21 protein-coding genes are annotated in these 25,295 nt (G+C 54.1%); 19 read left to right on the top strand and 2 right to left on the bottom strand.

The window, feature by feature from the left end; all coding sequences use genetic code 11:
- Positions 1–23 precede the first annotated feature (23 nt).
- From nusA to M0P74_04875, 19 genes are all read left to right on the top strand, one after another.
- The gene (gene nusA / locus M0P74_04965; GenBank protein MCK9362932.1) at positions 24–1,280 is read left to right on the top strand and encodes a transcription termination factor NusA; all 1,257 of its coding nucleotides are present in this window, start codon (positions 24–26) and stop codon (positions 1,278–1,280) included.
- 59 nt (positions 1,281–1,339) lie between these two features.
- Positions 1,340–4,132, top strand: a complete 2,793-nt coding sequence (infB, locus tag M0P74_04960) for a translation initiation factor IF-2 (protein MCK9362931.1) — start codon at positions 1,340–1,342, stop codon at positions 4,130–4,132.
- Positions 4,133–4,153: 21 nt separating this feature from the next.
- Entirely contained in the window at positions 4,154–4,549 is a 396-nt protein-coding gene (gene rbfA, locus M0P74_04955; protein ID MCK9362930.1) for a 30S ribosome-binding factor RbfA, read from the top strand.
- Positions 4,530–5,492: a bifunctional oligoribonuclease/PAP phosphatase NrnA gene (locus M0P74_04950; GenBank protein MCK9362929.1), complete on the top strand. Its 963-nt coding sequence runs from the start codon at positions 4,530–4,532 to the stop codon at positions 5,490–5,492. Before rbfA ends, M0P74_04950 begins: the two co-directional genes overlap by 20 nt.
- Positions 5,474–6,421: a tRNA pseudouridine(55) synthase TruB gene (gene truB / locus M0P74_04945; GenBank protein ID MCK9362928.1), complete on the top strand. Its 948-nt coding sequence runs from the start codon at positions 5,474–5,476 to the stop codon at positions 6,419–6,421. The genes M0P74_04950 and truB overlap by 19 nt, the downstream gene beginning before the upstream one ends.
- 53 nt (positions 6,422–6,474) lie before the next feature.
- Positions 6,475–6,741 (top strand): 30S ribosomal protein S15, encoded by a 267-nt coding sequence (rpsO, locus tag M0P74_04940; protein ID MCK9362927.1) that lies wholly within the window; start codon positions 6,475–6,477, stop codon positions 6,739–6,741.
- Positions 6,742–6,928: 187 nt separating this feature from the next.
- Complete coding sequence (locus M0P74_04935) at positions 6,929–9,037, top strand: polyribonucleotide nucleotidyltransferase (protein ID MCK9362926.1); 2,109 nt, start codon at positions 6,929–6,931, stop codon at positions 9,035–9,037.
- Between the two features lies 1 nt (position 9,038).
- Positions 9,039–10,346: an insulinase family protein gene (locus tag M0P74_04930; GenBank protein MCK9362925.1), complete on the top strand. Its 1,308-nt coding sequence runs from the start codon at positions 9,039–9,041 to the stop codon at positions 10,344–10,346.
- Positions 10,347–10,420: 74 nt separating this feature from the next.
- Positions 10,421–10,873, top strand: coding sequence for a dUTP diphosphatase (dut, locus tag M0P74_04925; GenBank protein MCK9362924.1), 453 nt, complete (start codon positions 10,421–10,423; stop codon positions 10,871–10,873).
- Positions 10,874–10,943: 70 nt separating this feature from the next.
- Positions 10,944–12,119 (top strand): homocysteine biosynthesis protein, encoded by a 1,176-nt coding sequence (locus tag M0P74_04920; GenBank protein ID MCK9362923.1) that lies wholly within the window; start codon positions 10,944–10,946, stop codon positions 12,117–12,119.
- Between the two features lie 120 nt (positions 12,120–12,239).
- Positions 12,240–12,506: a septum formation initiator family protein gene (locus M0P74_04915; GenBank protein ID MCK9362922.1), complete on the top strand. Its 267-nt coding sequence runs from the start codon at positions 12,240–12,242 to the stop codon at positions 12,504–12,506.
- Positions 12,507–12,529: 23 nt separating this feature from the next.
- Positions 12,530–13,609 carry a pilus assembly protein PilM gene (locus M0P74_04910; GenBank protein MCK9362921.1) on the top strand — a complete coding sequence of 360 codons (1,080 nt, stop codon included), beginning with the start codon at positions 12,530–12,532 and terminating at the stop codon, positions 13,607–13,609.
- Positions 13,606–14,157, top strand: coding sequence for a PilN domain-containing protein (locus M0P74_04905; protein ID MCK9362920.1), 552 nt, complete (start codon positions 13,606–13,608; stop codon positions 14,155–14,157). The genes M0P74_04910 and M0P74_04905 overlap by 4 nt, the downstream gene beginning before the upstream one ends.
- 2 nt (positions 14,158–14,159) lie before the next feature.
- A complete protein-coding gene (locus M0P74_04900) occupies positions 14,160–14,816 on the top strand; it encodes a type 4a pilus biogenesis protein PilO (protein MCK9362919.1) in 657 nt (218 codons plus the stop codon).
- Positions 14,813–15,373: a pilus assembly protein PilP gene (locus tag M0P74_04895; GenBank protein MCK9362918.1), complete on the top strand. Its 561-nt coding sequence runs from the start codon at positions 14,813–14,815 to the stop codon at positions 15,371–15,373. The genes M0P74_04900 and M0P74_04895 overlap by 4 nt, the downstream gene beginning before the upstream one ends.
- Positions 15,370–17,292, top strand: coding sequence for a type IV pilus secretin PilQ (gene pilQ, locus M0P74_04890; GenBank protein ID MCK9362917.1), 1,923 nt, complete (start codon positions 15,370–15,372; stop codon positions 17,290–17,292). Before M0P74_04895 ends, pilQ begins: the two co-directional genes overlap by 4 nt.
- A 45-nt stretch (positions 17,293–17,337) precedes the next feature.
- Entirely contained in the window at positions 17,338–18,303 is a 966-nt protein-coding gene (locus M0P74_04885) for a sel1 repeat family protein (protein ID MCK9362916.1), read from the top strand.
- Between the two features lie 40 nt (positions 18,304–18,343).
- A complete protein-coding gene (locus M0P74_04880; protein ID MCK9362915.1) occupies positions 18,344–18,706 on the top strand; it encodes a fibronectin type III domain-containing protein in 363 nt (120 codons plus the stop codon).
- Between the two features lie 34 nt (positions 18,707–18,740).
- A complete protein-coding gene (locus M0P74_04875; GenBank protein MCK9362914.1) occupies positions 18,741–24,626 on the top strand; it encodes a fibronectin type III domain-containing protein in 5,886 nt (1,961 codons plus the stop codon).
- An 89-nt stretch (positions 24,627–24,715) separates the two neighbouring features.
- Here M0P74_04875 and M0P74_04870 read toward each other — a convergent pair whose 3' ends face one another.
- Positions 24,716–24,922 (bottom strand): hypothetical protein, encoded by a 207-nt coding sequence (locus tag M0P74_04870; GenBank protein MCK9362913.1) that lies wholly within the window; start codon positions 24,920–24,922, stop codon positions 24,716–24,718.
- Positions 24,923–24,929: 7 nt separating this feature from the next.
- The gene (locus M0P74_04865) at positions 24,930–25,106 is read right to left on the bottom strand and encodes an AAA family ATPase (GenBank protein ID MCK9362912.1); all 177 of its coding nucleotides are present in this window, start codon (positions 25,104–25,106) and stop codon (positions 24,930–24,932) included.
- Positions 25,107–25,295 lie beyond the last annotated feature (189 nt).

Below are 25,295 nucleotides of genomic sequence, written 5' to 3'. Positions count from 1 at the left end.
GAATAAAAGTGGAGGTTTTTTGAATGTTTGCGGAGCTAAAACGTCTGATTGAACAGATGGGAAAGGATCGCGGGATAGACAAAGAGGTGATCATCCAGGCGCTGGAAGACGCCATGCTGATGGCTGCCCGAAAGAAACTGGGCGCTGACGTGGAATTGGAGGCTCACTATAATGACGAGGCCGGCGAGATCGAGGTCTTTCAGTTCAAGACTGTAGTGGAAAAGGTCATGGATCCCGAGACGCAGATTTCCGTTGAAGAGGCAGTAGCAAACCTTGATGAGGAAGCGCAGTTTGGAGACGTTCTGGGCAGCAAGATTGAGACGAGCACCTTCGGCCGCATCGCTGTGCAAACGGCCCGGCAGATAATTATCCAGCGGGTAAAAGACGCGGAACGCGATAATATATATGAAGAATACCACGACAAAAAAGGCGATATCAGCAATGGGTTTGTTCAGCGAGTCGAGGGGGGAAACATAATTGTCAACCTTGGCACTACAGAGGGCGTATTGCCTGTGAATGAGCAGATCTTCAAAGAGGCTTACAAAAGGGGAGACAGAATAAGGAGCTTTATCTGCGAGGTTAAAAAGATTACCAAGGGTCCGCAGATTATTCTGTCGCGCACCCATCCCGGTTTTCTGAAGGCATTGTTCGAGTTGGAAGTTCCTGAAATTGCAGAAGGACTCATAGAAATAGTCAATGTGGCGCGGGAGCCCGGGAAACGTTCCAAGATCGCCGTCAGGACCAGAGACAAGGATATAGATCCGGTGGGCGCCTGTGTGGGGATGAGGGGCGCCCGGGTGCAGAGCGTGGTTCAGGAGCTCCGGGGAGAAAAGATAGACATAGTCCCCTATTCGGAAGATCAGGCCAAATATGTTTGCAATGCCCTTGCCCCGGCCAAGGTGAACAGGGTGTTCGTTGATGAAGAAAACAGGGCGATGGAGGTAATTGTTGCCGATGATCAGCTTTCGCTGGCAATTGGAAAGAGTGGCCAAAATGTCAGATTGGCGGTAAAATTGACCAGCTGGAAGATTGATGTAAAAAGCGAGTCGGCGACAGCCGTCAAGACGGAGGAAGAGGGTTACAGGGCTTTAATGGAAATACCCGGCATAGGGGAAATGAATGCGGAAAAACTTGTTGCCGCCGGCTTGAAGAGCGTAGCGATGCTGGCCGCCGCCGACGTGGAACAGCTTTCTGCCCTGCCTGACGTGGGCGAGACCACTGCCGAAGCCTGGATAAAAGGGGCGGAAATGGCTATCGATCAAGAGCTTGGGGAAAAGTAATATTTTTATATTGTCGAAAGGGTTTTTGAGGAGACGTTCGACAGGAGAGAGTGTTGAGTATGTCGAAAAAAAGGGTTTATGAACTGGCGAAGGATCTGGGGCTTGAGAACAAGGAGCTGATCGCGCGACTGGAAAAGATTGGCATTACCGGCAAATCCCATTCGAGCGCGCTCGAGGACGGCGAACTTGAGAGGATGCAGGCAGAACTGCTGTCAAAAGAGCCTAAAGAGATAGTGGAAAAAAGGATCAAGTCCACGGTCATCAGAAGAAGGGCTGTGCCTTCTGCCGTTGAAGATGCCCCTGCTGAAGAAGAAAGCGCCGAGGCAAGCAGCGAGATCGCCCCTGTTGAGATTGAAAAACCTGCCGAAACGGTCGCGCCGGTTGCGGAGAGAGTTCAGCCAGAGCAGCCGGTAAAGCAAGAGCCGGTAAAGCAAGAGCCGGTAAAGCAACCTCCGGTAAGGACCTCAATCTACAGGCATGAGCCTCTAAGAGGCGTTATCCGCCGGCCGCCTGTTCCGCCGGCCAATGTTCCCCAGAAGGAGGAGATCGCCAAAAAGCCTGTCGCAGAGTCAGAAAGCCACGTGGCGCCACCGGCAACGGCAGCGCCTGCGGAAAAGCAGGACAAACGTGAAGAAAAGGTTGCTGCTGTGCAGCCGGAGGCGGCAACATCTGCAAGCGCCGGGACTAAAAGCCTGCAAGATGCAGCCCCGAGGGTGCATCCTCCGGCAGCCGAAACCAGAAAGCAGCCGTTTGAGCAAAGGCCAAAGCCTGTTGCCGCCCCTGCCAAACCTTTGCATACACCTTCCAAAGAGCCATTTCGCAAGGGCGAGGGCGCGGCGGCGCCTTTGCCAGCGCGTTTCGGCAAACCAGGCAAGCCTGCGGAAGCGATTGACAAACTGAAGAAGAAGGGGGGAACAAAGGCGCCCTTTGAAGTTCTCATGAGCGATGATGCACCCAGGAAAAAACCATTTCTGAAGAAGTTAACCGATAAAAAGGGACAACCGCTCGATTCGGAGCAGCAGGAACGACGTCCGAAATGGCGTGAAGAAAAGAAACCTGCGCCGGTCAAGATGAAGAAGACGCTGATCACAACGCCCAAGGCGATCAAGCGAAGGATTCATGTTGACGAGGCGATAAGCGTTGGTGAGCTCGCCAAAAGGATGGGGATCAAGGCGTCTGAGGTTATCAACAAGCTGATCGGTCTCGGGCTGATGTTGACGATCAACCAGTCGGTTGATATCGATACGGCCTCCCTGATTGCCGCGGATTTTGGATACCAGGTGGAGGCGTCGCAGGGCGAGCGGGAAGAGATTATGCAGCGGGAAGAGGATTCCCCCGAGAAGCTCCGATTGAGAGCGCCCGTGGTCACGATCATGGGGCATGTTGATCACGGCAAGACTTCGCTGCTCGACGCGATCAGGCAGACTAACGTAATCGACGGCGAGGCGGGCGGCATAACCCAGGCAATCGGCGCGTACCGCGTCAATATCAACAACCGGGATATTGTTTTTCTGGATACGCCGGGGCATGAGGCGTTTACCGCGATGCGGGCGAGGGGCGCCCAGGTAACGGACATTGTAGTATTGGTTGTCGCCGCGGACGACGGCATTATGGATCAGACCGTTGAGGCGATAAATCATGCCAAGGTTGCCGGAGTGCCGATCATCGTTGCGATCAATAAAATCGACAAGCCGGGGGCGGATCCGGGGAAGATCCGCCAGACCCTGACTGAGTACAACCTCCTGTCCGAGGAATGGGGCGGGGAGACCATCTTCTGCGAGGTTTCGGCAAAGAAAAAGATAGGCATTGAAGGACTTTTGGAGATGATCATCCTGCAAACCGATATCATGGAACTGAAAGCCGATCCTGATCGTCCCGCCCGCGGCGTTATAATCGAAGCCAAGCTGGACCGGGGACGGGGGCCGTTGGCGACCGTTCTGATCCAGGAGGGCACCTTGCATGAGGGGGATGCCTTTGTTTCCAAGACGGAATTTGGCCGGGTGCGCGCCCTGGTGAACGATCAGGGCAAAAAAATCAGCGAAGCCGGTCCGGCGATGCCGGTCGAGGTCGTTGGTTTCTCCCGCGTACCGCAGGTAGGCACCGAGTTCGTCTGCGTCGAGGATGAGAAAAAAGCGAGAAGCATCGGCCAGTACTGGATTCGCAAGGAACGGGAAAGGGATCTTTCCGTATCCTCGAAGGTAACGCTGGAACAGCTCTATCAGCGGATAAAGGAGGGGGCCAAGGAACTGAATGTCATCGTCAAAGCGGATGTGCAGGGCTCCGTCGAGGCCTTGTGCGAAGCCCTCAACAAGCTCAGTACAAACGATATAAAACTTAAAATAATTCACAGCTCTACGGGAACCATTACCGAAAATGACGTCATGCTCGCCTCGGCGTCGGACGCGATCATCATCGGGTTCAATGTGCGACCGGACGCGCGGGTGGCGGAGCTGGCGGAACATGAAGGGATCGACATAAAGCTCTATGACATCATCTATAATGTTATTGCGGATGTCAGGGCAGCCATGGAGGGTCTCCTGGAGCCGGTGTATAAGGAGGTTGTCCAGGGGCGCGCCGAAGTCAGGGAGGTTTTCCGTGTTCCGAAGATCGGCGCCATTGCCGGGAGTTTCGTTCTGGACGGCAAGATTGTCCGGTCGGCCAGCCTGCGCCTGATTCGGGACGGGGTTGTGGTTTTTGAGGGGAAAATTGCCTCGCTCAGGCGGTTCAAGGACGATGCCAAAGAGGTAGCCGCTGGTTTTGAATGCGGGATCGGTATTGAGGGGTTCAATGATATGAAGGCAATGGATATCATCGAAACCTACGTAAAGGAACAAATCGAGCGTAAACTGTAGTTTTATAAAGGCAGAGTCAAAATGACTGGGTTCAAAAGGGCAGACCGCGTGGCCGATCTGATCAAAATAGAGATAGCAGATATCCTGCTGAAACAGGTTCGCGACCCCCGCATCGGCGTTCTTACGATTACCGGGGTTAAGGTTTCCGACGATCTGCGCTCGGCGAGGATTTATTTCGTCGAATTTGGGAAGAATGAGTGCAGCGAGGGGGTTAAGGAGGGGCTGAAAAAGGCGTCCGGATTTTTGAGACGGGAATTGGGACGCAGGCTCCAGCTTCGTTACGCTCCGGAACTGTTTTTCTCCTACGACCCCTCTTTTGCCTACGGCGAAAGGATTGAAGAGCTGATCGCGGAGATTCATAAAAAGGAAGATGATTTTTTGTGCAACGAGGAGGGGAATGCTTCAGCAGATAGGTGAATTGATCCAGCAGCATCAAACATTTCTGATTGCGGCTCATGAGCGTCCGGACGGGGACGCCATTGGTTCGACGCTGGCCCTTTATAATATGCTGCGCGGCATGGGAAAGGATGCCGTCGTTTACAATCAGGACAGCACGCCCGAAAACTTCCTTTTTCTTCCCGGCAGCGACCTGATTACCCGGAAGTTGCCGCCTGTTGAGAATTTTGAGGTGGCCGCTATTCTTGATTGCGGTGAACTGGAACGGATTGGAAAGGAAGCGGCGCAGATTGCAAAAATTACCCAGCTTGTGAACATCGATCACCATGTTGCCAACGGGGGGTTCTGCGATGTCTGCCTTCTTGATGCGGATGCGAGCTCTACCGGCGAGCTTATCTTTCGCCTGGCCCGACACCTGGAATTTCCGCTGACCAGCGAGATAGCGACTTGTCTTTACACGGCAATTGTAACCGATACCGGCGGTTTTCGTTACGGCAACACCCGCCGCGACGCCCTGCTGGCGGCGGCGGAGCTGGTGGAAAAAGGCGCCAATCCCCAATGGATTTCTGAAAACGTCTATGAATCTGACCATCCGGGGCGGATTCGGTTACTGGCGATGGTTTTGCCGACGCTGACCCTGGAAGAAGAGGGACGGGTGGGTTCGCTTGTTGTGACGCAAAAAGCCCTTGCCGAGGCCGGGGCGCTTCCCGATCATGCCGAGGGGTTCGTCGATTTTCCCCGTTCCATCCGCGGCGTGGAAATTTCCCTGCTGTATTCCGAGCTGGTTGACGGGCGCTTCAAGATCAGCCTCCGCTCCAAGGGGAAAGCAAATGTAGAGCGCGTTGCCCGGTTCTTTGGCGGGGGGGGGCATGTCAATGCCGCCGGCTTCCGCGTTTCCGGGGAGCTGTCGGAGATTCGCAGGCGCGTCAGTGAGGCGATAAGGGATTGCATATTCAACGCATGAACGGGGTTGTGGTCATCGACAAACCCTCGGGGATGACCTCTCATGACGTTGTCGCGCGTGTCCGCAGGATTTCAGGCATAAGCAAGGTTGGCCATACGGGGACGCTGGATCCTCTCGCTACGGGCGTTTTGCCCGTTTGCCTGAATGAAGCGACGAAATTAGTGCAGTTTCTGGCAAATGACGGCAAAGAGTACCGGGCGACTCTGCTGCTTGGGGTCAGAACGGATACCCTCGATACGGAGGGAAGCGTTCTTTCCCGGGAGGTTCCGCTGGTCAGCCGGGAACAGGTTGAAACGATTTTAAAAAACTTTATTGGGAAGCTAAAGCAGATTGTCCCGCGGTACTCGGCGGTTAAGGTGAAAGGCAGGGCTCTTTACGATTGGACAAGGCGGGGAATAGACGTTGAGCCTCCGGAACGGGAGGTGGAGATTTACGATGTCCGCATAAATGAATTTTCTCTTCCGGAGGTTGTCTTCACCGTTTCCTGCTCCAAGGGCACGTATATCCGCTCTTTGTGTGCGGAGGCCGGGGAGGCGCTCGGTTGTGGCGGGTGTATGTCGGAGTTGCGCCGGACGCGCAGCGGCATGTTTAATCTCGATTCAGCTATAGCCTTGGACGGCCTTCTGAAAGAGGAGGGATGGGAACTGGCGGCGACAAAACTGACGCCGCTTGTGGAACTGCTTCCGGAATTCCCGCTTATTGAGGTTGACCGGCCGCTGGCGGAGAAATTAAGAAACGGCTATCAGCCGGCAGGCGAGGTTCTGCTCCGTTATCATATTCCTTTTCTTGCGGAAGGAGATGTGGTAAAACTCACAACCGACAAAAACCGCCTCGTGGCTGTTGCCAGGATGTTATGTTCGTCGGAGGAGCTGTTTTCCGACCGGCTGAAGATGCAGGCATTAAAGATTTTACGCGTCTTTAATGACTGATGAGGATGTTGATTTTCGTTATAACAGCAATTAATTAAGGGAGGACGAAAGAAGTGTTAGATGTAGGCAAAAGAAAAGAAATTATTGGGAATTATCAGTTGCACGAGAAGGATACCGGCTCTCCGGAGGTTCAGGTCGCTCTCTTGAGCGCCAGGATAGAGTACCTGACGGAACATTTCAAGACGCACAAGAAGGACCATCATTCTCGACGGGGACTGCTGAAACTGGTAGGCCAACGACGCAGACTGCTCGACTATATGAAGGAGAAGGACGTCGAACGCTACCGGACGGTGATCGGACGTCTTGGTCTCAGGAAGTAGCATCAGACAATTGTGCGGGACATTGGGCAGAAGCAGGAAGTAAAAAGTAAACAGTAAAAAGTTGCGTGCCGGGGAAAGATGCCTTAGCGGCTGGTTTTTGATTCCCTGCAGCCGGCTTTTTGCTTTTGCCTTTTACTTGCTGCGCTGTTTACGTTCCGCACGCAAACATTTAATTGAAGAGGTGAGTATGAGTAAGACATTCAGTGCGGAATTTGCAGGCAGAACAATCTCCCTGAAAACGGATTATCTGGCTGGGCAGGCGGACGGCGCGGTTTTGGCCACTTATGGAGAGACAGTCGTTCTGGTAACCGCCGTTTCTCTGAAAACGGCAAGGGAGGGCGGCGATTTTCTCCCGTTGACGGTTGATTATCAGGAGATGACCTACGCCGCGGGAAAGATCCCGGGCGGTTTTTTCAAACGGGAGGGGCGTCCAAACGAAAAGGAGATTCTGACCTCACGGATCATCGATCGTTCCATCCGGCCGCTCTTTCCCAAAAATTATTTTCATGAAACCCAGCTTGTGGCATCGGTTCTTTCCGTTGATGAAGAGAACGATTCCGATGTGACCGCGATGCTTGCGGCCTCGGCGGCTTTGGAGATTTCGGATATCCCGTTCAAAGGGCCAATTGCCGGGGTGCGCGTCTGCCGTGTGGAAGGCGCTTTGCTCGCGAATCCGCCCCTGGCGCTTCAGGAAAAAAGCGAGCTGAACCTCTTTTTGGTGGGGCGCAAGATCGTTCCGGGGACGGAGGGAAGGGATTACGATGTCAACCTGGTGATGCTCGAAGGGGCACTGAACGAGGTGGCAGAGGATATCGTCGTTGACGCGATCAGCTTCGGCCTGGAGGCGATGCGTCCGGTGATCGACCTGCAGGACAAAGTGCGCGGCGAGGTCGGCAAGCCGAAACGGGTTTTTGTGGCGCCCCCTGTGGATGAGGCTCTCGTAGCAAAGGTTACGGAAATTGCCCTGCCGGGGCTCAAAGAGGGCTACTCGATCGCGGGAAAGCTGGAGCGCTACGCCAAACTCGGCGATGTCCGTAGAAACGTCGTCCAGGAATTGACGGCGGAAAACCCCGGGCTGAAGGGCAAGATACTGGAGATTGTCGAATCGCTGGAAAGACGCATCCTGCGCGAAATGATTATTAAAGAAAATCGCCGGATTGATGGCCGCAGCAGCACGGAGGTGCGTCCGATAACATGCGAGGTCGGCATGCTGCCCCGCGCCCACGGCTCGGCGATCTTCACCCGGGGCGAGACGCAGGCGTTAGTCACGGTTACGCTGGGGACGTCCCATGACGAGCAGCGGATGGACTATATTGCCGGCGAGGAGACGCGTTCTTTCCTGCTCCATTATAACTTTCCCCCCTACTCGGTCGGCGAGGCCAAGCCGCTCCGCAGTCCGGGTCGGCGCGAGATCGGCCACGGGGCGCTGGCCAGAAGGGCGCTGCTTCCGGTTTTGCCTACGAAGGATTCTTTCCCCTATACGATCAGGGTCGTCTCCGACATTATGGCCTCCAATGGTTCCTCTTCGATGGCGACCGTCTGCGGCGGCTGTCTGGCCCTGATGGACGCCGGTGTCCCGATTCGGGAAATCGTTGCGGGGGTGGCGATGGGGCTGCTGCAGGAGGATGGCAAGGTGGTCGTTCTTACCGATATTCTCGGCGACGAGGATCATGCCGGGGATATGGACTTCAAGGTCTGCGGCACGGCTAAGGGGATAAACTCCATGCAGATGGATATCAAGATCGACAATCTGACCAGGGATATTCTCCGCAAGGCCCTGAGTCAGGCCCGCGAGGGGCGGCTGTTTATTATCGAAAAACTGCGCGAGACGCTGGCTGCGCCGAAGTTAGAGATGTCGAAACACGCGCCGAGAATCACCACTGTCAAGGTTCGTCCGGAGAAGGTCCGGGACGTGATCGGGTCTGGCGGCAAGAACATCCGCCAGATTGTGGCGGAGACCGGGGTCGAAATAAACATCGAGGACGACGGCACTGTAACCATCGCGTCCTCCGATGCCGATGCGTCATCCCGGGCGGTGGCGATGGTGAAATGGCTGACCGAGGAAGCGGAAGTCGGCAAAATCTATACCGGCACCGTCAAGAAGATCGTGGATTTCGGCGCCTTTGTCGAGATCATCCCCGGGACGGAGGGCCTTCTGCATATATCGCAGCTTGCCAAGGAGCGGGTAAACAAGGTCACCGATATCCTGCAGGAAGGCGACGAGGTGAAGGTGAAGGTGCTCGAAGTCGACAAGCAGGGGAAAATCCGTCTTAGCCGGAAGGAAGCGCTCGAATAACATGGTCAGCCGAACCGTCCTGGACAACGGCATCAGGATTGTATCCGAGGAGATAGACCATGTGCGGTCTATCTCCATCGGAATCTGGGTTGAAAGCGGTTCCCGTCACGAAAACGACGTCAATAACGGAACTGCCCACTTTATTGAACACATGCTTTTCAAGGGTACCAAGCGGCGCTCCGCCTTCGAGATTGCGGCCGCCATCGATTCCGTCGGTGGGATAATGAATGCCGCCACCGGGAAGGAGTCCACCTCCTTCTATATAAAAATCCCCGACTTTCACATTGAAACAGCGGTTGATCTGCTTGCCGATATTTTTCTGAGTTCTCGTTTCGACGAGGATGACATAAATAAGGAGCGGGCGGTGGTGCTTCAGGAGATCCGGATGGCCGAGGATGAACCGGGCGATTACATCTATGATCTCTTTGAAGGGCTCTTTTGGAAAGAGCATCCTTTGGGATTGCACATCCTCGGTTCAAAAGAGCGGGTGGCATCCCTGCATCGCGACGGCCTGCTGAGTTTCTTCCATGACCGTTACAAGGGGAAGAATCTGGTGATCGCCGCCGCGGGCCATTTAAAGCATGCTCATATAGTTGAATTAATAGAGAAAGCGTTCCGGACCTTGCCGGATTTGGAGATAGTTGACCAGATTGAGGCCCCGGCGCCCCAGGCCGGGACCGCCATTTTTTACAAGGAACTGGAGCAGGCGCATTTGATTGTGGGGGCAACGGCGCCTGCGGCGATAGACAATGGGCGGCATGCGGCCTTTTTGTTGAACGCCGTGCTGGGGGGGAGTATGAGCTCCCGGCTGTTTCAGGAAATCCGGGAGAAGCGGGGGCTAGCCTACGATGTTGGCTCCTATCTGACCTCCTATCGCGACGCCGGGATTTTTGGAGTCTATGTCGCCACGCAAGCCGCGACTCTCAAAGAGACGCTGGGCGTCATCAAAGAGGAGTTGGCGCGCTGCGCTGCCGAGCTGATCAGCGAAAAAGAACTGAACTCGGCCAAAGAACTCCTGAAGGGAAACTATCTGTTGGGAATGGAGAACACCGATAACCGGATGACGGGGCTGGCCAGAAACGAGATTTATTTTGGACGGCAGATAACTCCGGAGGAGGTCGTATCCCGTATCGATGCTGTGCAAAGAGAGGAAATACGATCTCTTGCCGAACGGATATTTCGCGACGACGCCTTGGCCGTGGCGGCCCTGGGCCCCGTTTCCCAAAAAGACCTGACAGGGGAGGCAATTGCAAAACCATTTGTCATTCCCGAATGTCTCTATCGGGAATATGGTTTTTCAAGCAGTTAGAACCAGATTCCCGCTCAGAATCGTTGCGGGAATGACAAGAATGGGGAGTTTTGCAATTACCTCAGAGGTTGAAAATGGTTGAAGAAATCCGTGTGTCTATTGTCCGGTTGCCGGGCGCCGATGATCTTGATCTGCCGGCGTATATGACGGCGCAGGCGGCAGGAATGGACCTGCCCGCGGCCGTTGCCGGGGATGTGACGATGCTGCCCGGGGAGCGAAAACTGATTCCAACTGGATTCACCATAGCTCTCCCCGAGGGGTTTGAGGCGGAGGTGCGGCCCCGCAGTGGGCTTGCCCTGAAGAATGGCGTGACGCTGGTCAACTCCCCCGGCACAATCGACGCGGACTATCGGGGCGAGATAAAATTGATTCTTATCAATCATGGGCAGGCGCCGTTTGTCGTGAGACGCGGCGACCGGATCGCGCAGATGGTGGTGCACCGGGTTTGCCGTGTGATTTGGGATTTGGGCCGGGAGACGTCGCCAACCGCGCGGGGCGAAAACGGTTTCGGTCATACGTCGGGGTAATTGGGGTCAGAGTAACATTAATTAAAATTAATGTTACTCTGACCCCAATTACCCAACCAGTGGAGGTTTTATGAAGAAGCTTCGGGTCAGCAAGACGTATCAGGAGATCAACGACAGAATCCGCCAGGGCAAGGCGGTGGTCGTGACCGCGGAAGAGATGATCGACGTTGTGGAGAGAAACGGGGATGTTGAGGCGGCCCGTAAGGTAGATGTCGTCACGACCGGAACCTTCAGCCCGATGTGTTCGTCCGGCGCTTTTTTGAATTTCGGCCACACCGCCCCGAAAATCCGCGCCTCGAAGGTCTGGCTCAACGATGTTCCCGCCTATGGGGGGCTCGCCGCGGTTGACTGCTACCTCGGCGCCACCGAAGTTGTGGAAGGGGATCCGCTCAACAGCGTCTATCCGGGGGAGTTTAATTATGGCGGCGGCTACGTCCTGCAGGATCTGGTGGCGGGAAACGTGGTTCGTCTGCGGGCGGAGGGGTACGGCACCGATTGCTATCCGGCCAGAAAATACGAACGGACGATCACCCTCCAGGATTTTCGGGATGCGACCCTTTTCAACCCCCGCAATGCCTATCAGAACTATAATTGCGCCGTTAATGTATCGGACCGGACTATTTACACATACATGGGAATGCTGCGGCCGCGGATGGCCAATGCCAATTATGCGACGGCGGGGCAGCTCAGCCCCCTTTTCAATGACCCTTACTTTAAGACGATCGGCATCGGGACGCGGATTTTCCTCGGCGGCGCCCAGGGGTTCGTCGCCTGGCCGGGGACGCAGCACAATGCCCAGGTCAGGCGCGGGAAAAACGGCGTCCCGAAGGAAGGCGCCGGGACTATTGCGACGATCGGCAATCTCAAGGAGATGAGTCCCGAGTGGCTGGCCGGGGCCAGCATTCTGGGATACGGGGTTTCTCTCTTTGTCGGGATCGGCATCCCGATTCCGGTCCTGAACGAAGAAATGGCCCGCTACACGGCTGTGAAGGATGAGGATATCTTCACACAGGTCTATGACTACAGCATGGACTATCCGAAAGGTATCAGCAAGAGTCTGGGGGAGGTAAGCTATAAGGAGCTCCGGAGCGGCAATATAACCCTGAACGGAAAGATAATTCCTGCTTCACCGGTGTCCAGCTATTTCAAGGCCCGGGAAATTGCGGTAATCTTGAAAGAATGGATCGAACGCGGCGATTTTATTCTGGGCGAGCCTCAGCAGCTTCTGCCTTCCGCGCTTCCATAAAATTTTGCGGAAAATTGAATTTCTATCATTAAAATACTTGCACAAATATTTTTTTTTTGTAATATCTGCATCGTAGCTTCTCTATAACAAAGATTTTTTCATAACTCGGGATGCGAAGGAATGAAAATCGGCAGGTACCTGTTAATTTCTGCGTTATTGATGGGGCTCCTTATCACGTTCGGTGACAGGGGACTGCTCGACAATTTCCGTAAAAACCAGCAACTTCTGGCAATAAAGAAGAGCAACCACCAGTTGACCATCGAAAATATCGCCCTCAAAAGAAATATAATGCTGTTAAGAGACGATTTGTCTTACATAGAGATGACCGCAAGAAGCGAGCTGGGGATGGTCAAGAAGGGCGATCTGGTTTACCGCAAGGAGAAATAAGGCGCATTTAAGACGGTGAGCGTATGTTGGATATAAATAGTTTGTTTTCGGGGGGTAATCTTCTTGCAGGTCTGGATATTGGCTCCAGTTGCATCAAGCTTGCGGAACTGACCGAAACCTCCAAGGAAAAGGTCTTAAGCCGATTCACAATGATGCCCCTGGCCAAAGGGGTGATAGTCGATGGGGCGGTTACGGAGGCGGGGGCATTGGCAGCCGTAATCAAGGAGCTTTACAAAAAATCAGGCTGCAAGAGAAAAAAGGTTGTAGTGTCCATCTCCGGGAACTCCGTTATTATCAAGAAGGCGAGCTTTGCGCAGATGGAAGAGAGTGAACTGGGCGCCCTCATCCACGATGAAGCGGATAAATATCTGCCCTTTGACGATATGTCCCTGGTCGATTACGATTTCCAGATAACAGGGGAAAACCCTTATAATTCAAGCCAGATGGATGTTCTCATCGTCGCCGCTAAAAAAGAGCTCGTCGAGGGTTACACGGATGCTGTGGCGGCAGCCGGATTGACCCCGGTCATCATGGATGTGGATTCCTTTGCCGTAGAAACAATGTACGAGGAAAATTACGATTTCGAGGAAAATGACCTCGCTGTTCTGGTAAATATCGGCGCAAACATAACCAACCTGAATGTTGTGAAGGGGGGGATGTCCATTTTTACGCGCGATTTTAACCTGGGGGGCGACTCCATAACGGAGGCGTTGGCTGCGAGCTTGGGGATTAGCCTTGAAGAGGCGGAAACGGCGAAAATTGAGGGTCGCGGGGATGATCCGCCCTCGCGGGAGCTTTTCCGGGCGGGACTGATCTCTTATGCCGATGCGATTTGTTCCGAAATCGAGCGGTCAATTGATTATTTCCATTCCACCTTTGGGCAGGAGAATATCGGCAGGGTGCTGCTGTCCGGCGGCGGCGCGCTTACGCCCGGCATTGCCGGGGAGATGGAGCGGCGTCTGGGGATAGAAACGGCGCTTGTGGATCCGTTCAAAAAAATCAAGCTTGATAAAAAGGTTTTGGAAGCAGGCCCGGCGGAGCTGCTCGGGCCCCTTGCTGCTGTCAGTATCGGGCTGGCGCTGCGAAAAATAGGCGACAAATGATAAAAATAAATCTTATCCCCTATCGAGAGAAGGAAAAAAAGGATAACCTGCAACGCCAGATAGTTATCATTTCCGGGGCAGTGATCATTTTTTTACTGATAATCATCGCCGTGCATCTATATCTGAGCGCCGATCTGAAAAAACTGGAGAGCAAGGAAGCCGCGGCGGAGGCCAGACTCCTGATCCTGGACAAGAAGGTAGGCGACGTAGAGAAGTTCAAGAAAAAAAAGCATGATCTGGAACAAAAGCTTGCTGTAATCAACACGCTGGAAGCCAACCGCTCTTTTCCGGTGCGCCTGTTGGACGGGCTGAATCTGCTCGTGCCGTCCAAGGAGCTCTGGCTGGAGAAGGTAACGCAAAAAGGTCAGGAAGTCCGTATAGAAGGAATGGCGCGGGACAATGGCACGGTGGCCCGTTTCATGAAGAGTCTGGAAAAGACGGTTTTCATCAGCCGGGTTGATTTGGTGGTTGCGCGGGAAAAAGAGGTGGTCGGCGTAAAGCTGCAGCAATTCGTAATCACCTGCGTTGTCAACAGCAAGGGGGAATGAAGGTGGATTTCAATCTGGAGGACCTGAAAAAACTCTCTCCCGTGGTGAAGGGGCTGATCGTTTTTGTCTTCTGCCTGCTAATAGGTTACTTTTACTATATGTTTTTCTTGCAGGGCATCATTGCCGGCCAGATGTCGTTAAGGGCAAAGCTTACCGAAATGGAAGGTCAGATAGCGACCAAGGAAAAGGCGGCGGCGCAAATCGGCAAATATAAAAAAGAGGTCGAACAGCTCAATGCGGCCTTCAGTACGGCGCTGCTCAAGCTCCCCAACCAGCGGGAAATTGCTGGTTTGCTGGCCTCGGTGGTTCTTTCCGGCAAGGAAGCCGGGGTGAATTTCCTTTTGTTTGAGCCGAAGTCCCCGGCGCCGCTTCCTCCCGCGGCCAAGGCGGCGCCCCCTGCAAAGCCGCCTCAGAAAGGCGCGCCTGCCCAGCCGGTCGAGCCTCCGAAATTTTATGATGAGATTCCCATATCGGTTAAACTATCCGGCACTTTTCACAATACCGTCTCCTTTTTCGCCAAGGCGGCGAAACTTTCCCGGATTGTGAATGTCGAGGATATTGCCATCGCCGAGGCAACGCCGGCAAACGGCAGGGCAGTGACCGTGACAACCTCCTGTACGATGAAAACCTATATGTTCGTGGACAGAGGCAAACAATGAGACTGAAAACTTCAGGTTTTGCCATAGCCGTGGGCGCAGCGATTTTGCTCCTTGTCGGCGCCTTGTCGGGGGGGGCTGCGGATTCGAAAAAACCGGTCGGCAAAGACCAGGCAGTGGCCGCCGGAAAAACGACGGCAAATACCGCAGCCGGCGGGACGCCCTTTTACCAGTACAATGCCCGCGGGAAGGCGGATCCGTTCAAGCCTTTCATGGAAACGAACATGGCCGTAATCAGCAAGAAGGCCGAAGAACTCAAGAAAAAGGCGGTGGCGGTAAGCAATAAGGCGCTTTCCCCGCTGCAAAAGGCTGATATTGATAAGTTCCTGCTGGTCGGGATCGCCGGCGATCAAGGCAAGAGAATGGCGATTGTGGAGGATAAAGCCGCCAAAAGGCATTACCCGCTTTTTATCGGAACGCACATCGGTAAAAATGACGGCAGGGTTGCCGCAATTCTCGACGACAGGGTGATTATTGAGGAGATTGTCCGGGGAGATCAGCAAAAAACAAAGAAACAACAGGTAAATCGTATCGAGATGTTTCTGCACAAGGATCGGTGAAAAATAGAGCAGAACTCGGGGGAGAAAATATGAAGCGGGCAAGAAGATGGGGCAAGGGCATTTTTCTAACGGCTATCGTGCAGTCTTTGTTTTTGGCGCAGGCATGGGGCGCAGGCGACGCGATAAAGACGGTTCCTCCCAAAACAGCGGAGGCCGGTTACTTGGAAAATGTTTCCTTTGAAAAACTACCGGGTAAGGAACGGGTAAAGTTTTCTCTTTCCCGTCATTCCGTCGTTATTGTTGAGCAGGCGGATTCTGATGCTAATCGGCAAGCCGGCAGCGCCATTGCCGTTCGCATGGACAATACCTTCGTCCCGGAGGGGCTGCGGCGTTCCCTCGGCGAGACGGTGCTGACCAATGTAATTCGGGTAACCCCTGTTCAGAAATCCGATAAAGTGAGTCTTTGGGCAATTGCCACAATCGAAATGAATCAAAAAGCGCCCTTCAGTATCCGCGAGGAAGGGAATGATGTTATTGTTGATTTTAACGTGGCATCGCTTCCGGACGTAACGAGAGTCGCTGCGTTTCCTGCAAACTCTAATCAGGAAAAAACGGGCAGCATAAACGGTCAGGCTTACCGGCGTGGAAGCGTCGCCCCGGAAGGTGCGAAAAAAGAGGCCCCCAGAGCCGTCAACGCTTCCCGGATCGTACTCGATGTCCAGGAAGCTGACATTAAAGCCGTCTTTCGCCTGCTTGCCGAGCAGGGCAATGTCAACATCGTCTCCGGCGATGATGTGAAAGGAACGATAACCGTTAGTCTGAAAGATGTCACCTGGGACCAGGCTCTTGACACCATCCTGGAAATAAAGGGACTTTCCCGGAAAACAGAAGGCAATATTGTCACGGTGATGTCAACGGGGAAAATAGAAGTAGAGCCTTTTGTCACCAGGGTGGTCAATGTCGATTACACAGACGCCAAAAAGCTGACTGCAAATCTGCTGGATCTGCTTCCCAAAGACAAGGATGGCAAGACCCGTGGTTCCGTGAAGGTTGACGAGCACAGCAATGCCCTGATTATTCAGGCCACGCGCCAGGATATTACGAGGCTTCTGCCGATTATTGAAAAGATAGACAAGCCCACCCCGCAGATCCTGATCAAGGCCAATATCGTGGAAACAACCAAGGATACCGCCCGCAATCTTGGCATCCAGTGGGGCGGCATGTACGGACACAAGGTGGGAAGCCAGGGGTTGTACATTACCCCGGGGGGGGTAGGAGGAACGGCTGTCGCCCCCGGCTCGGCCTTTACGGGCGATTATGCGCCAACCGCCGGCGCTCCGGGAATATCCGGCCAGGGATTCGGGGTGAATTTTCCGGCAGCCATGACGGCAACGGCATCGGGGTCGCTGGGGCTGCTCTTCGGCACCATCGGGGAAAATATTCTTGAGATCCAATTAAGTGCCCTGCAGAAGGACGGCAAGCTGAATATCCTTTCCAGCCCCTCGATTACCACGATGGACAATCAGAAGGCCTTTACCGAAAACGGCGAGAAGGTTCCGTATGTTACAACCGATAACAGCGGCGGCACCACAACCAAATCCGTCAAATTTGAAAACGCGGTTCTCCGCCTGGAGATAACCCCGCATGTCATTGACGGCAAGAATTTAACGATGAAAATTCTGGTGCAGAAGGATGAGGTCGATCCCAGTCGCTCGGTGGATGGCAACCCTTACATCATAAAAAAACAGACCGAAACGAGTCTCATCGTGCAGGATGGGGAGACGATCGTTATTTCCGGATTGACCAAACAAAGAAACACGGAAAATGTTAATGGGATTCCGTGGTTAAAAGATGTTCCCGTACTGGGATGGCTTTTCAAGGGAGAAGGGAAAAGCGAGTCAATGGAAGAGGTGCTGATTTTCATCACTCCCAACATCCTGAATCCGGCGGTTGCATCCGGGATTCAGGGTGCATTTTAGAAAGCAATGTCCCTTAGCGTGTGATTATTCAGGGAGACAGGAATTATGAAACGTTTCACCGGGTTTATTCTGATGGTGTTCATTGCTGCAATCATTGGCGGTATCGGGGGCTGCGCCGGAGCGCATTACCAAAAAGGGATCAAAAACTACAGACCGGAGGATGCGGCGGCCGCGGTGCGGGAGCTACGGCCGCTGGCCGAGCGGGGCAATGCCGATGCGCAGTTTAATCTGGGTTCGCTCTATTACCAGGGATGGGGGCTTCCCCAGGATTATCAGGAAGCGGTCCACTGGTTTCGGAAGGCTGCTGAGCAGCGCCATCCTCATGCACAGGCAACTCTGGGCACAATCTATGCCGAAGGCGTGCAGGGAGTGATCGCGAAGGACTATCCCCAGGCGCTCATGTGGTTTATCTTCGCCGCTGCCCAGGGTGATGCGGAAGCAATGGAATTCAGAAACACGCTGGCCGCCAAAATGACCCCCACGCAGATAACTGAAGCGCAAAGAATGGCCCGGGAATTCAAGCCGGAAGACGCGTATGCAAAGCTGTACCGCGAATTGAAATCCTTGGCCGAAAAGGGCGATGCTGACGCCCAGTTAAAGGTGGGCTTGATGCATTACCAGGGGCGGGGCGCTCAGAAGGATTTGGGCGAGGCATTGCAGTGGTTCAGAAAATCCGCTGCGCAAGGTAATGCTTTAGCGCAGGCAAATGTCGGGTATATGTACGATATGGGCGAAGGCGTTCCGCAGAACCACATGGAGGCGGCCGGGTGGTACCTTAAGGCGGCGGAAAGGGGCAACGCCCAGGCCCAGTTTACGTTGGGTTCCATGTATGAAAAGGGTATGGGCGTGCAGCAGGACGAAGTTCAGGCGCTGATGTGGTTCAACCTTGCCACTGCGCAGGGTTTTGGAAAGGCCAAGGCGGCCCGGGACCGGATCACGGTCTGGATGTATCCCGAGCAGATCGCTACGGCCCAGCGGCTGGCGCGGGAATTTAAAATATTAAGCAAATAATTGTTGTTTGAACGAAAAATAATGGAATGGTGTTTTTATTATGAAACGTTGGACTATTTTGTTTTCATTATCAATGGTTATGGTATTTACGTTATTATGCTTCAGCGGCTGCAGTAAGAAAAAACCGGTTGATAAGCTTGCCCCCACAGTGCCTAATGGCATTGCCATTACCGCTGTATCCTCTTCAGAAATAAAGGTTTCCTGGAAACCGTCTGCCGACGATTCCGGGAAAGTAAAGGGTTATAAGGTTTACAAAAACGGCAAATATCTGGCGACGACGGATAAAACAGCGATGTCGGATAAGAACTTGACCCCCAAGGTCAAGTTCTGTTTCCGGGTTTCCGCCGTCGATGAGGCTGGCAACGAATCGGCCCAGAGTACCGAGGTATGTGCAATTCTTTGAGTAAGGGCATGAATTTGTTTCTAAGGAGAGGGCTATGAGAAGATTATTTTCTGCACTTAAAAAATATATGATTCTACTGCTGGCGGCATCGGTAATTGGCTGCGGCTCGGGCGGCCTGAGTGATGCTCCACCGTCTTCCCCTTCCTCTCCAACCCCAACTCCGCCGTCCGCCGCGACAACAGTAGCAGGTGCTGTTGTGGATGGATTTGTCGCGGGAGCAACGGTGCGTGCGCATAAGCTCAATGCTGACGGTACCAGGGGAGACTCGATCGGCGCGGCGACCACTACGGCTGCCAATGGAAATTATTCCTTAAATCTGGGCGACTATACCGGTCCCATCCTGCTCGAAAGCACCGGTGGAACTTACAAGGACTGGGCTACCGGGAACATCATTACCGTCACGTCTCCCCTGAGCGCTGTGCTTTCCAACGCCAGCGGTACAGTTACGGTAAATGTAACCCCGCTAACTCACATGGCATCACTCCGGGCGCGTCAGGATATTAAGGTGAACAAAATAACAGATGTTGCCGCGGCCATTGAAGCGGCTAACACAAAGATCGGAGAGTATTTTGGAATCCTTGATATTGTCAAAAATGTTCCGATAGATCCCACCGTTGCCAATTCAGCGGTTGGCGTTTCCCAGACGAGAGTTGACTACGCCCTGGTCATGGCGGGGATTTCTCAGCGCGCTTCTACAGGCGGCATGGAACCTTTTGCACTTGTCAATGCGCTGGCTAAGGACGCCGAAGACGGTGTTTTCGATGGCAAGCAGAATGGCACGCAACTGACTGTGGCGAAAACCGATGGCAGTACGGCTAATCTATCCGCCGCCGACGCCAAAACTGCTTTGAGTGCAAATATTGACACCTTTCAGCAATCAGCGACGAATATCTCCGGAGGAGATGCCACTTCCACCATTCTGACCAGTCTCAGTGACCCCGCAAACCCAGGCATTATTTTTGCGAAGCCCGATATTCCTTCAGGATTTACTGTCACGGCTGTTTCTCCTACGCAGATTAATCTTTCCTGGTCTGCTGTCGTCGGCGCAACCGGGTATAAGATATATAAAGGGGACGTCTATCTCAAGTCGGTAACAGATACAACTGCCGCTGATACAGGTTTGACGCCGGATACGGATTATCTTTATTCAGTCTCGGCCTATGATGGATCGGGCAATGAATCTGCCCGGACAATTCAATTAAGCGCTACAACACAGATAACAGCTCCTCCCGTGCCTGTTGGTTTGATGGTAACGGCTATCTCTCAATCGCAGATCAACCTGACTTGGACGGCGTCAGCCGCAGCAACCGGTTATAAGATATACAAAGGGAATGTCTATATCAAGGCAGTAACAACTACCACTGCTTCCGATACAGGGTTGACGCCCGATACGAGCTACTGTTATGCAGTTACTGCCTACGATGCATCCGGCAACGAATCCGCCCGGACAACTCAACTATGCGCTACGACAAATATAGCTGCTCCTCCCGTCCCCACTGGGTTGACTGTAACCGCCGTCTCTGATTCGCGGATTAGCCTTACCTGGACGGCAGCAGTCGGGGCAACCGGTTATCGAGTTTACAAAGCGGGTGAAAAGTTGACTGATGTAACAACCACATCGGCAGCAGACAATGGTTTGACGGCCAGCACCCTTTACTGTTACAGAGTTTCATCTTTCGACGCTTTAAACAACGAATCCGTTGCCGGCAGTCAGGTGTGTGCCGCAACGCTGAATCCACCGCCGGCGGATCCGGCTAATTTGACAACCTTTATAGAAAGCTCCAGCAAGGTTATTTTGAACTGGTCAGCGGCGGTAGGGGCTGCGCAGTATTATATTTACCGAAACGGCATCAAGATAGATACCAGTCTGTCACCGGTAACAGGCACAACCTACACGGACACGGGTGCGACGGCGAATGCCCAGAACATCTATAAAGTGGCATCGGTAGATGCATCCGGCAGCGAGTCATCCGGCGCTTTGAATCAGGTTACGATCAGCACCGCCTTGACGGTTCCGACGATGAGTTCGGCCACGGCCAACACGTCGTCGCGGATAACGATTGTCTGGGCGAATTCCGGCGGGACAGGAGTAGCCGGTTACAAGATTTACCGCAATGGCACTTCGGTTCAGACGATCCCGTCGGCCGGGACGTTGACGTATGCGGACGGCACGGATCTGGCTGCGAGTACCCAGTACTGCTACCGGGTTTCGGCAACCGATGCGGTCGGGAAAGAGTCCTCGTTGAGCAGCAGTTCTTTGTGCGCGACGACGTATGGACTGCCGCCGGCGGATCCGGCTAATTTGACAACCTTTATAGAAAGCTCCAGCAAGGTTATTTTGAACTGGTCAGCGTCGGTAGGTGCTGCGGAGTATTATATTTACCGAAACGGCATCAAGATAGATACCAGTCTGTCACCGGTAACAGGCACGACCTACACGGATACGGGTGCGACGGCGAATGCCCAGAACATCTATAAAGTGGCATCGGTAGATGCATCCGGCAGCGAGTCATCCGGCGCTTCGAACCAGGTTACGATCAGCACCGCCTTGACGGTTCCGACGATGAGTTCGGCCACGGCCAACACGTCGTCGCGGATAACGATTGTCTGGGCGAATTCCGGCGGGACAGGAGTTGCCGGTTACAAGATTTACCGCAATGGCACTTCGGTTCAGACGATCCCGTCGGCCGGGACGTTGACGTATGCGGACGGCACGGATCTGGCTGCGAGTACCCAGTACTGCTATCGCGTTTCGGCGACCGATGCGGCGGGGAAAGAGTCCGCGCAGAGCAGCACTTCTTTGTGTGCGACGACGTATGCCATACCGCCCGCGGATCCGGCAGGGTTGATTGTCAGACCCGTGTCTCCCACGCAGGTTGACCTTGCGTGGACTGCCTCCGCAGGGGCAGCGCAGTATAAAATATACCGGAACGGCGCCCTCCTTGCGACCACGGTATCAACATCCTACACCGATGCGGTTGCTGCCGATACCCAGTATGTTTATCTGGTTACGGCTATCGATAGCACCGGCAGTGAATCTTCTGGAGCGACCAGCAATGCTGCCGTCAATACGGCATTGACTGTGCCTTCAGGTGTTACGGCAACGGTCAACTCATCAACTCAGATAACGCTCTCCTGGACAAATTCTGGCGGTTCGGCGGTCACGGGGTACAAGGTTTACAAGGGTGACACGCTGCTGGGAGCTGTTGCGCCGGCCACGACTACATCAATCGTGGAAGGGGGGCTTACGCCCAATACCCAGTACTGTTACAGCGTGTCGTCCACGGACTCTTTCACCAATGAATCGGCTAAAAGCATCACAGTCTGCGGGACAACCGATGCCCCCCCTGCGCCGAACTCCGTCGATCTGCTGGTCAGCAGTCCACAGCTCAATTCCGATGGCGCATCTCCGGTTACGCTGACCGCGCTGGTCAAGGACAGTCAGAACCGCGCCATGGAAGGCCAGACGGTTGACTTCTCGGCAACCTCCGGGATGCTGACCGATTTAAAATCTGTTACCGATGCAAACGGCATGGCCACGGCCAAACTCGGCGCCGGCGGGGATCCGACTGACCGCACCATTACCTTGACTGCCTTGACGGGTGGCAAGACAGCCACCAATGCGGTTGCGGTTACCGGCACCAATATCAGCATCGATCCTCCTGCATTTTCGCTGCCGTTTAACGATGGTACCGGCAAGCAACTGACCATCTCGCTGAAGGATTCGGCGGGCGGGGCGATTGCGGGTAAGACGGTTTCCGTTGCGTCGTCAACCGGAAAAAGTTCTTTTACCCCGGCTTCTAATTACACTACGGACAGCAGCGGTCAGGTAAAGGTCACCGTCAAAAACGCCACCGACACGGTGAGTGATACCATTACCGCTTCGGCGATCGGCGTTTCGTCTCAGGCGACGCTTACGATCAATAACGCGAAACTGACCGTCAAAACAGACACTCCGAAGGCCAATGCGGAGGTGTCGATCAATACCGCGCAGCCATTTACCGTCACCTACACGGAGGGCGGCACTGCAGTTGCCGGGAAAACGGTTTATTTCACGGCGACGCGGGGGACGCTTAGTGCATCAAGCGTCAACACAAACGCCTCCGGTGAGGCAACGGCAAATGTTTCCTCTGTTAATGCAGGTCCTGCGGTGCTTTCCGCTTATACAACGGGCGATCCTCAAGCTTCAGCTCAGGTTGCGATCATTTTCGTGGCGACAACGGCCGATAAAATTGACCTCTCGGCTTTTCCGGCGATCATCAACACCAACGCTGCCGGACAAACAGGCGAGCAGAGCCTGATCAAGGCCATTGTCCGGGATGACAAAGATAACCTGGTCAAGGGGAAAACGGTTGATTTCACGATTATTCAGGATGCCAGCGGGGGAACGCTGTCAAAGGGTTCGGCGGTAACCGACATGTATGGCACGGCCACCACCAATTACATTGCGGGAGGCAATGCTGGCGGTCTGAATAATGTACAGATAACAGCAACGGTGCAGGACACGCCGGCAGTCAACCAAACAACGACCTTGACTGTGGGCGGGCAGGCACTGTTTATCTCCCTTGCTACCGGACCGACAATCGCGAAACTGGAGCCGAACATGTACCGGAAGGATTATCTGGCCCTGGTGACGGATGCAGGCGGGAGGCCGGTTGCGAACGCCGTTGTCACGGCAACGGTAACGCCTCAATATTACATGAAGGGACATTATTATGTTTACGGGGACGGATGGCTGCAGATGAAGACACTTTCCGCTAATTTGTCAACCAGCCCGGTTATTCCGGCATGCGCTAACGAGGATGGGTTAGGTCAGGGCGCTACTGCTTATTATAACGGCGTTCTTGATGACGGGGAAGATCAGAATGCCAACAGCCGCCTCGATCCGGGCAATGTGGCTTCGGTCACCGCATCAGTTACGGATAGCTCCGGCCACAGTACAATCAGTCTTACCTATGCGCGGGACTACGCCTTTTGGGTCAACGTCAAACTGGAGGCGCGCGCCAGTCTGGGAGGCAGCACCGCCAGCGCGGTTCAAACCTTTGATTTGCAGGGAGCGGCGGCGGATTATGCGGATAAGAAGGTTACGCCGCCAGGCAACCCCAGCCCGTTCGGCGACAACGCGACCTGTTATGTGTCTCTCACGGCGCTGGCCTTGTCGGATACAAAGATCAGCTTGCACTGGGAGCCATCTGCTTATGCCGCAAGCTACAATATTTGGCGTGATCCCAATGACGGCTCAGCGGCGGTAAAGATTGTTTCCTTGGTTCCAACTTCCTATGAGGATACCGTAGCGGCTGGCAAAACGTACTGTTATGAGATCAAACAGGTTGACTCAGCGGGGCTGGAGACGCCGCTGGCTGCGGCTGGAAACAGGGTTTGCGCCTCGTCGGCTGCGACTTCACCCACAGGGGTTACGGCGGTCGCCCTTTCTCCGATTCAGATACAGGTTTCCTGGGGGGATGCCGGCGCCGCTGGCTACCGGATATACAAAGACGGGGTTTATTTACAAGATTCTGTTGCCAGAACGATTGTCAGCGGGAATCTGACGGCCAATACCCAGTATTGTTATGCGGTTTCCTCTCTTAATGAGGTGGGCAGCGAATCGGCCCAATCAGCAACGGTTTGCGCCACGACCCAGCCCAGTGTGCCGGATACGCCGACGGGGCTGACGGCGACAGGAGGCTTACTGGCCGCAGGGCCTCCCGCCACCTATAAAGTAGATCTGGCCTGGACAAACAACGGGGCGGCGCTTTACCGAATCTATCGCGGTGGAGCGCTGCGGCTTTCCGCCACAGGCACGCCGGCGGTAGATTCAGATGTAGTTACGCAGACGGGATATTGTTATACGATCTCCGCCGTGGATGCCTTGGGCAATGAATCGCTCCAGTCCACGCAGCAGTGCACGGCTACTCCCTGATGCTTCTAAATCGCTAATTTTCGATAACCAAAAGGGGCGGCGCGAGTCGCCCCTTTTTATAATGAGGAAATCCGGGGACATAATACAGATCAAAGCCGTCCTGCCAGCCACAGCCAGGCGGGGGCAACCATGATCTGCTGATCACCGTTGGCGATGAGCCGGTAACGATCGCCCGCTTCGTTCAGTTGCAGTGCGGGAATCCGCAGAAACTGCTGGAATTTCCTCAAAGGCGCTGACGGTTCCCGCTGGGCGAGCGCCGCCTCAACCAACAGAAATGGTTCACGATTCCGCTTCAATAGAAAATCAACCTCCTGCTTTTCCTTGTTTCTGATAAATATCCAGGCGGCCACTGCCGGACACCAGAAAACGGTACCCGTTGCTGGAGCCGTCGTAAACCCCCTTCAGATAATTTTTCCAGTCCCGGTATTTGTGAATTTTGTCGAAAATGATCAGCGGAGGGCTGGCATCCTTCCTGGCCACTTTGTATGAAAATCCCCCCATCCCCCCTTTGCCAAAGGGGGGTAAAGGGGGATTTTCATGCTTCGTTGTGCCCGACACGGGCATGGGGGTTCTTTAAAAAACGAAGGGTTCTGGAGGAGCCGGGACCGCTGTTCGGGGATGTCCCATCAAAAGCCTTTGCGATGCCGGGATGGCTGTTATGTTTCCTGT

It is taken from the genome of Syntrophales bacterium (genome assembly GCA_023229765.1).
In the GTDB taxonomy this organism is placed as follows: Bacteria; Desulfobacterota; Syntrophia; order Syntrophales; family UBA5619; genus DYTH01.
The sequence above is the reverse complement of the archived record's forward strand: the minus strand, read 5'-3'. Positions and strand labels throughout refer to the sequence as shown.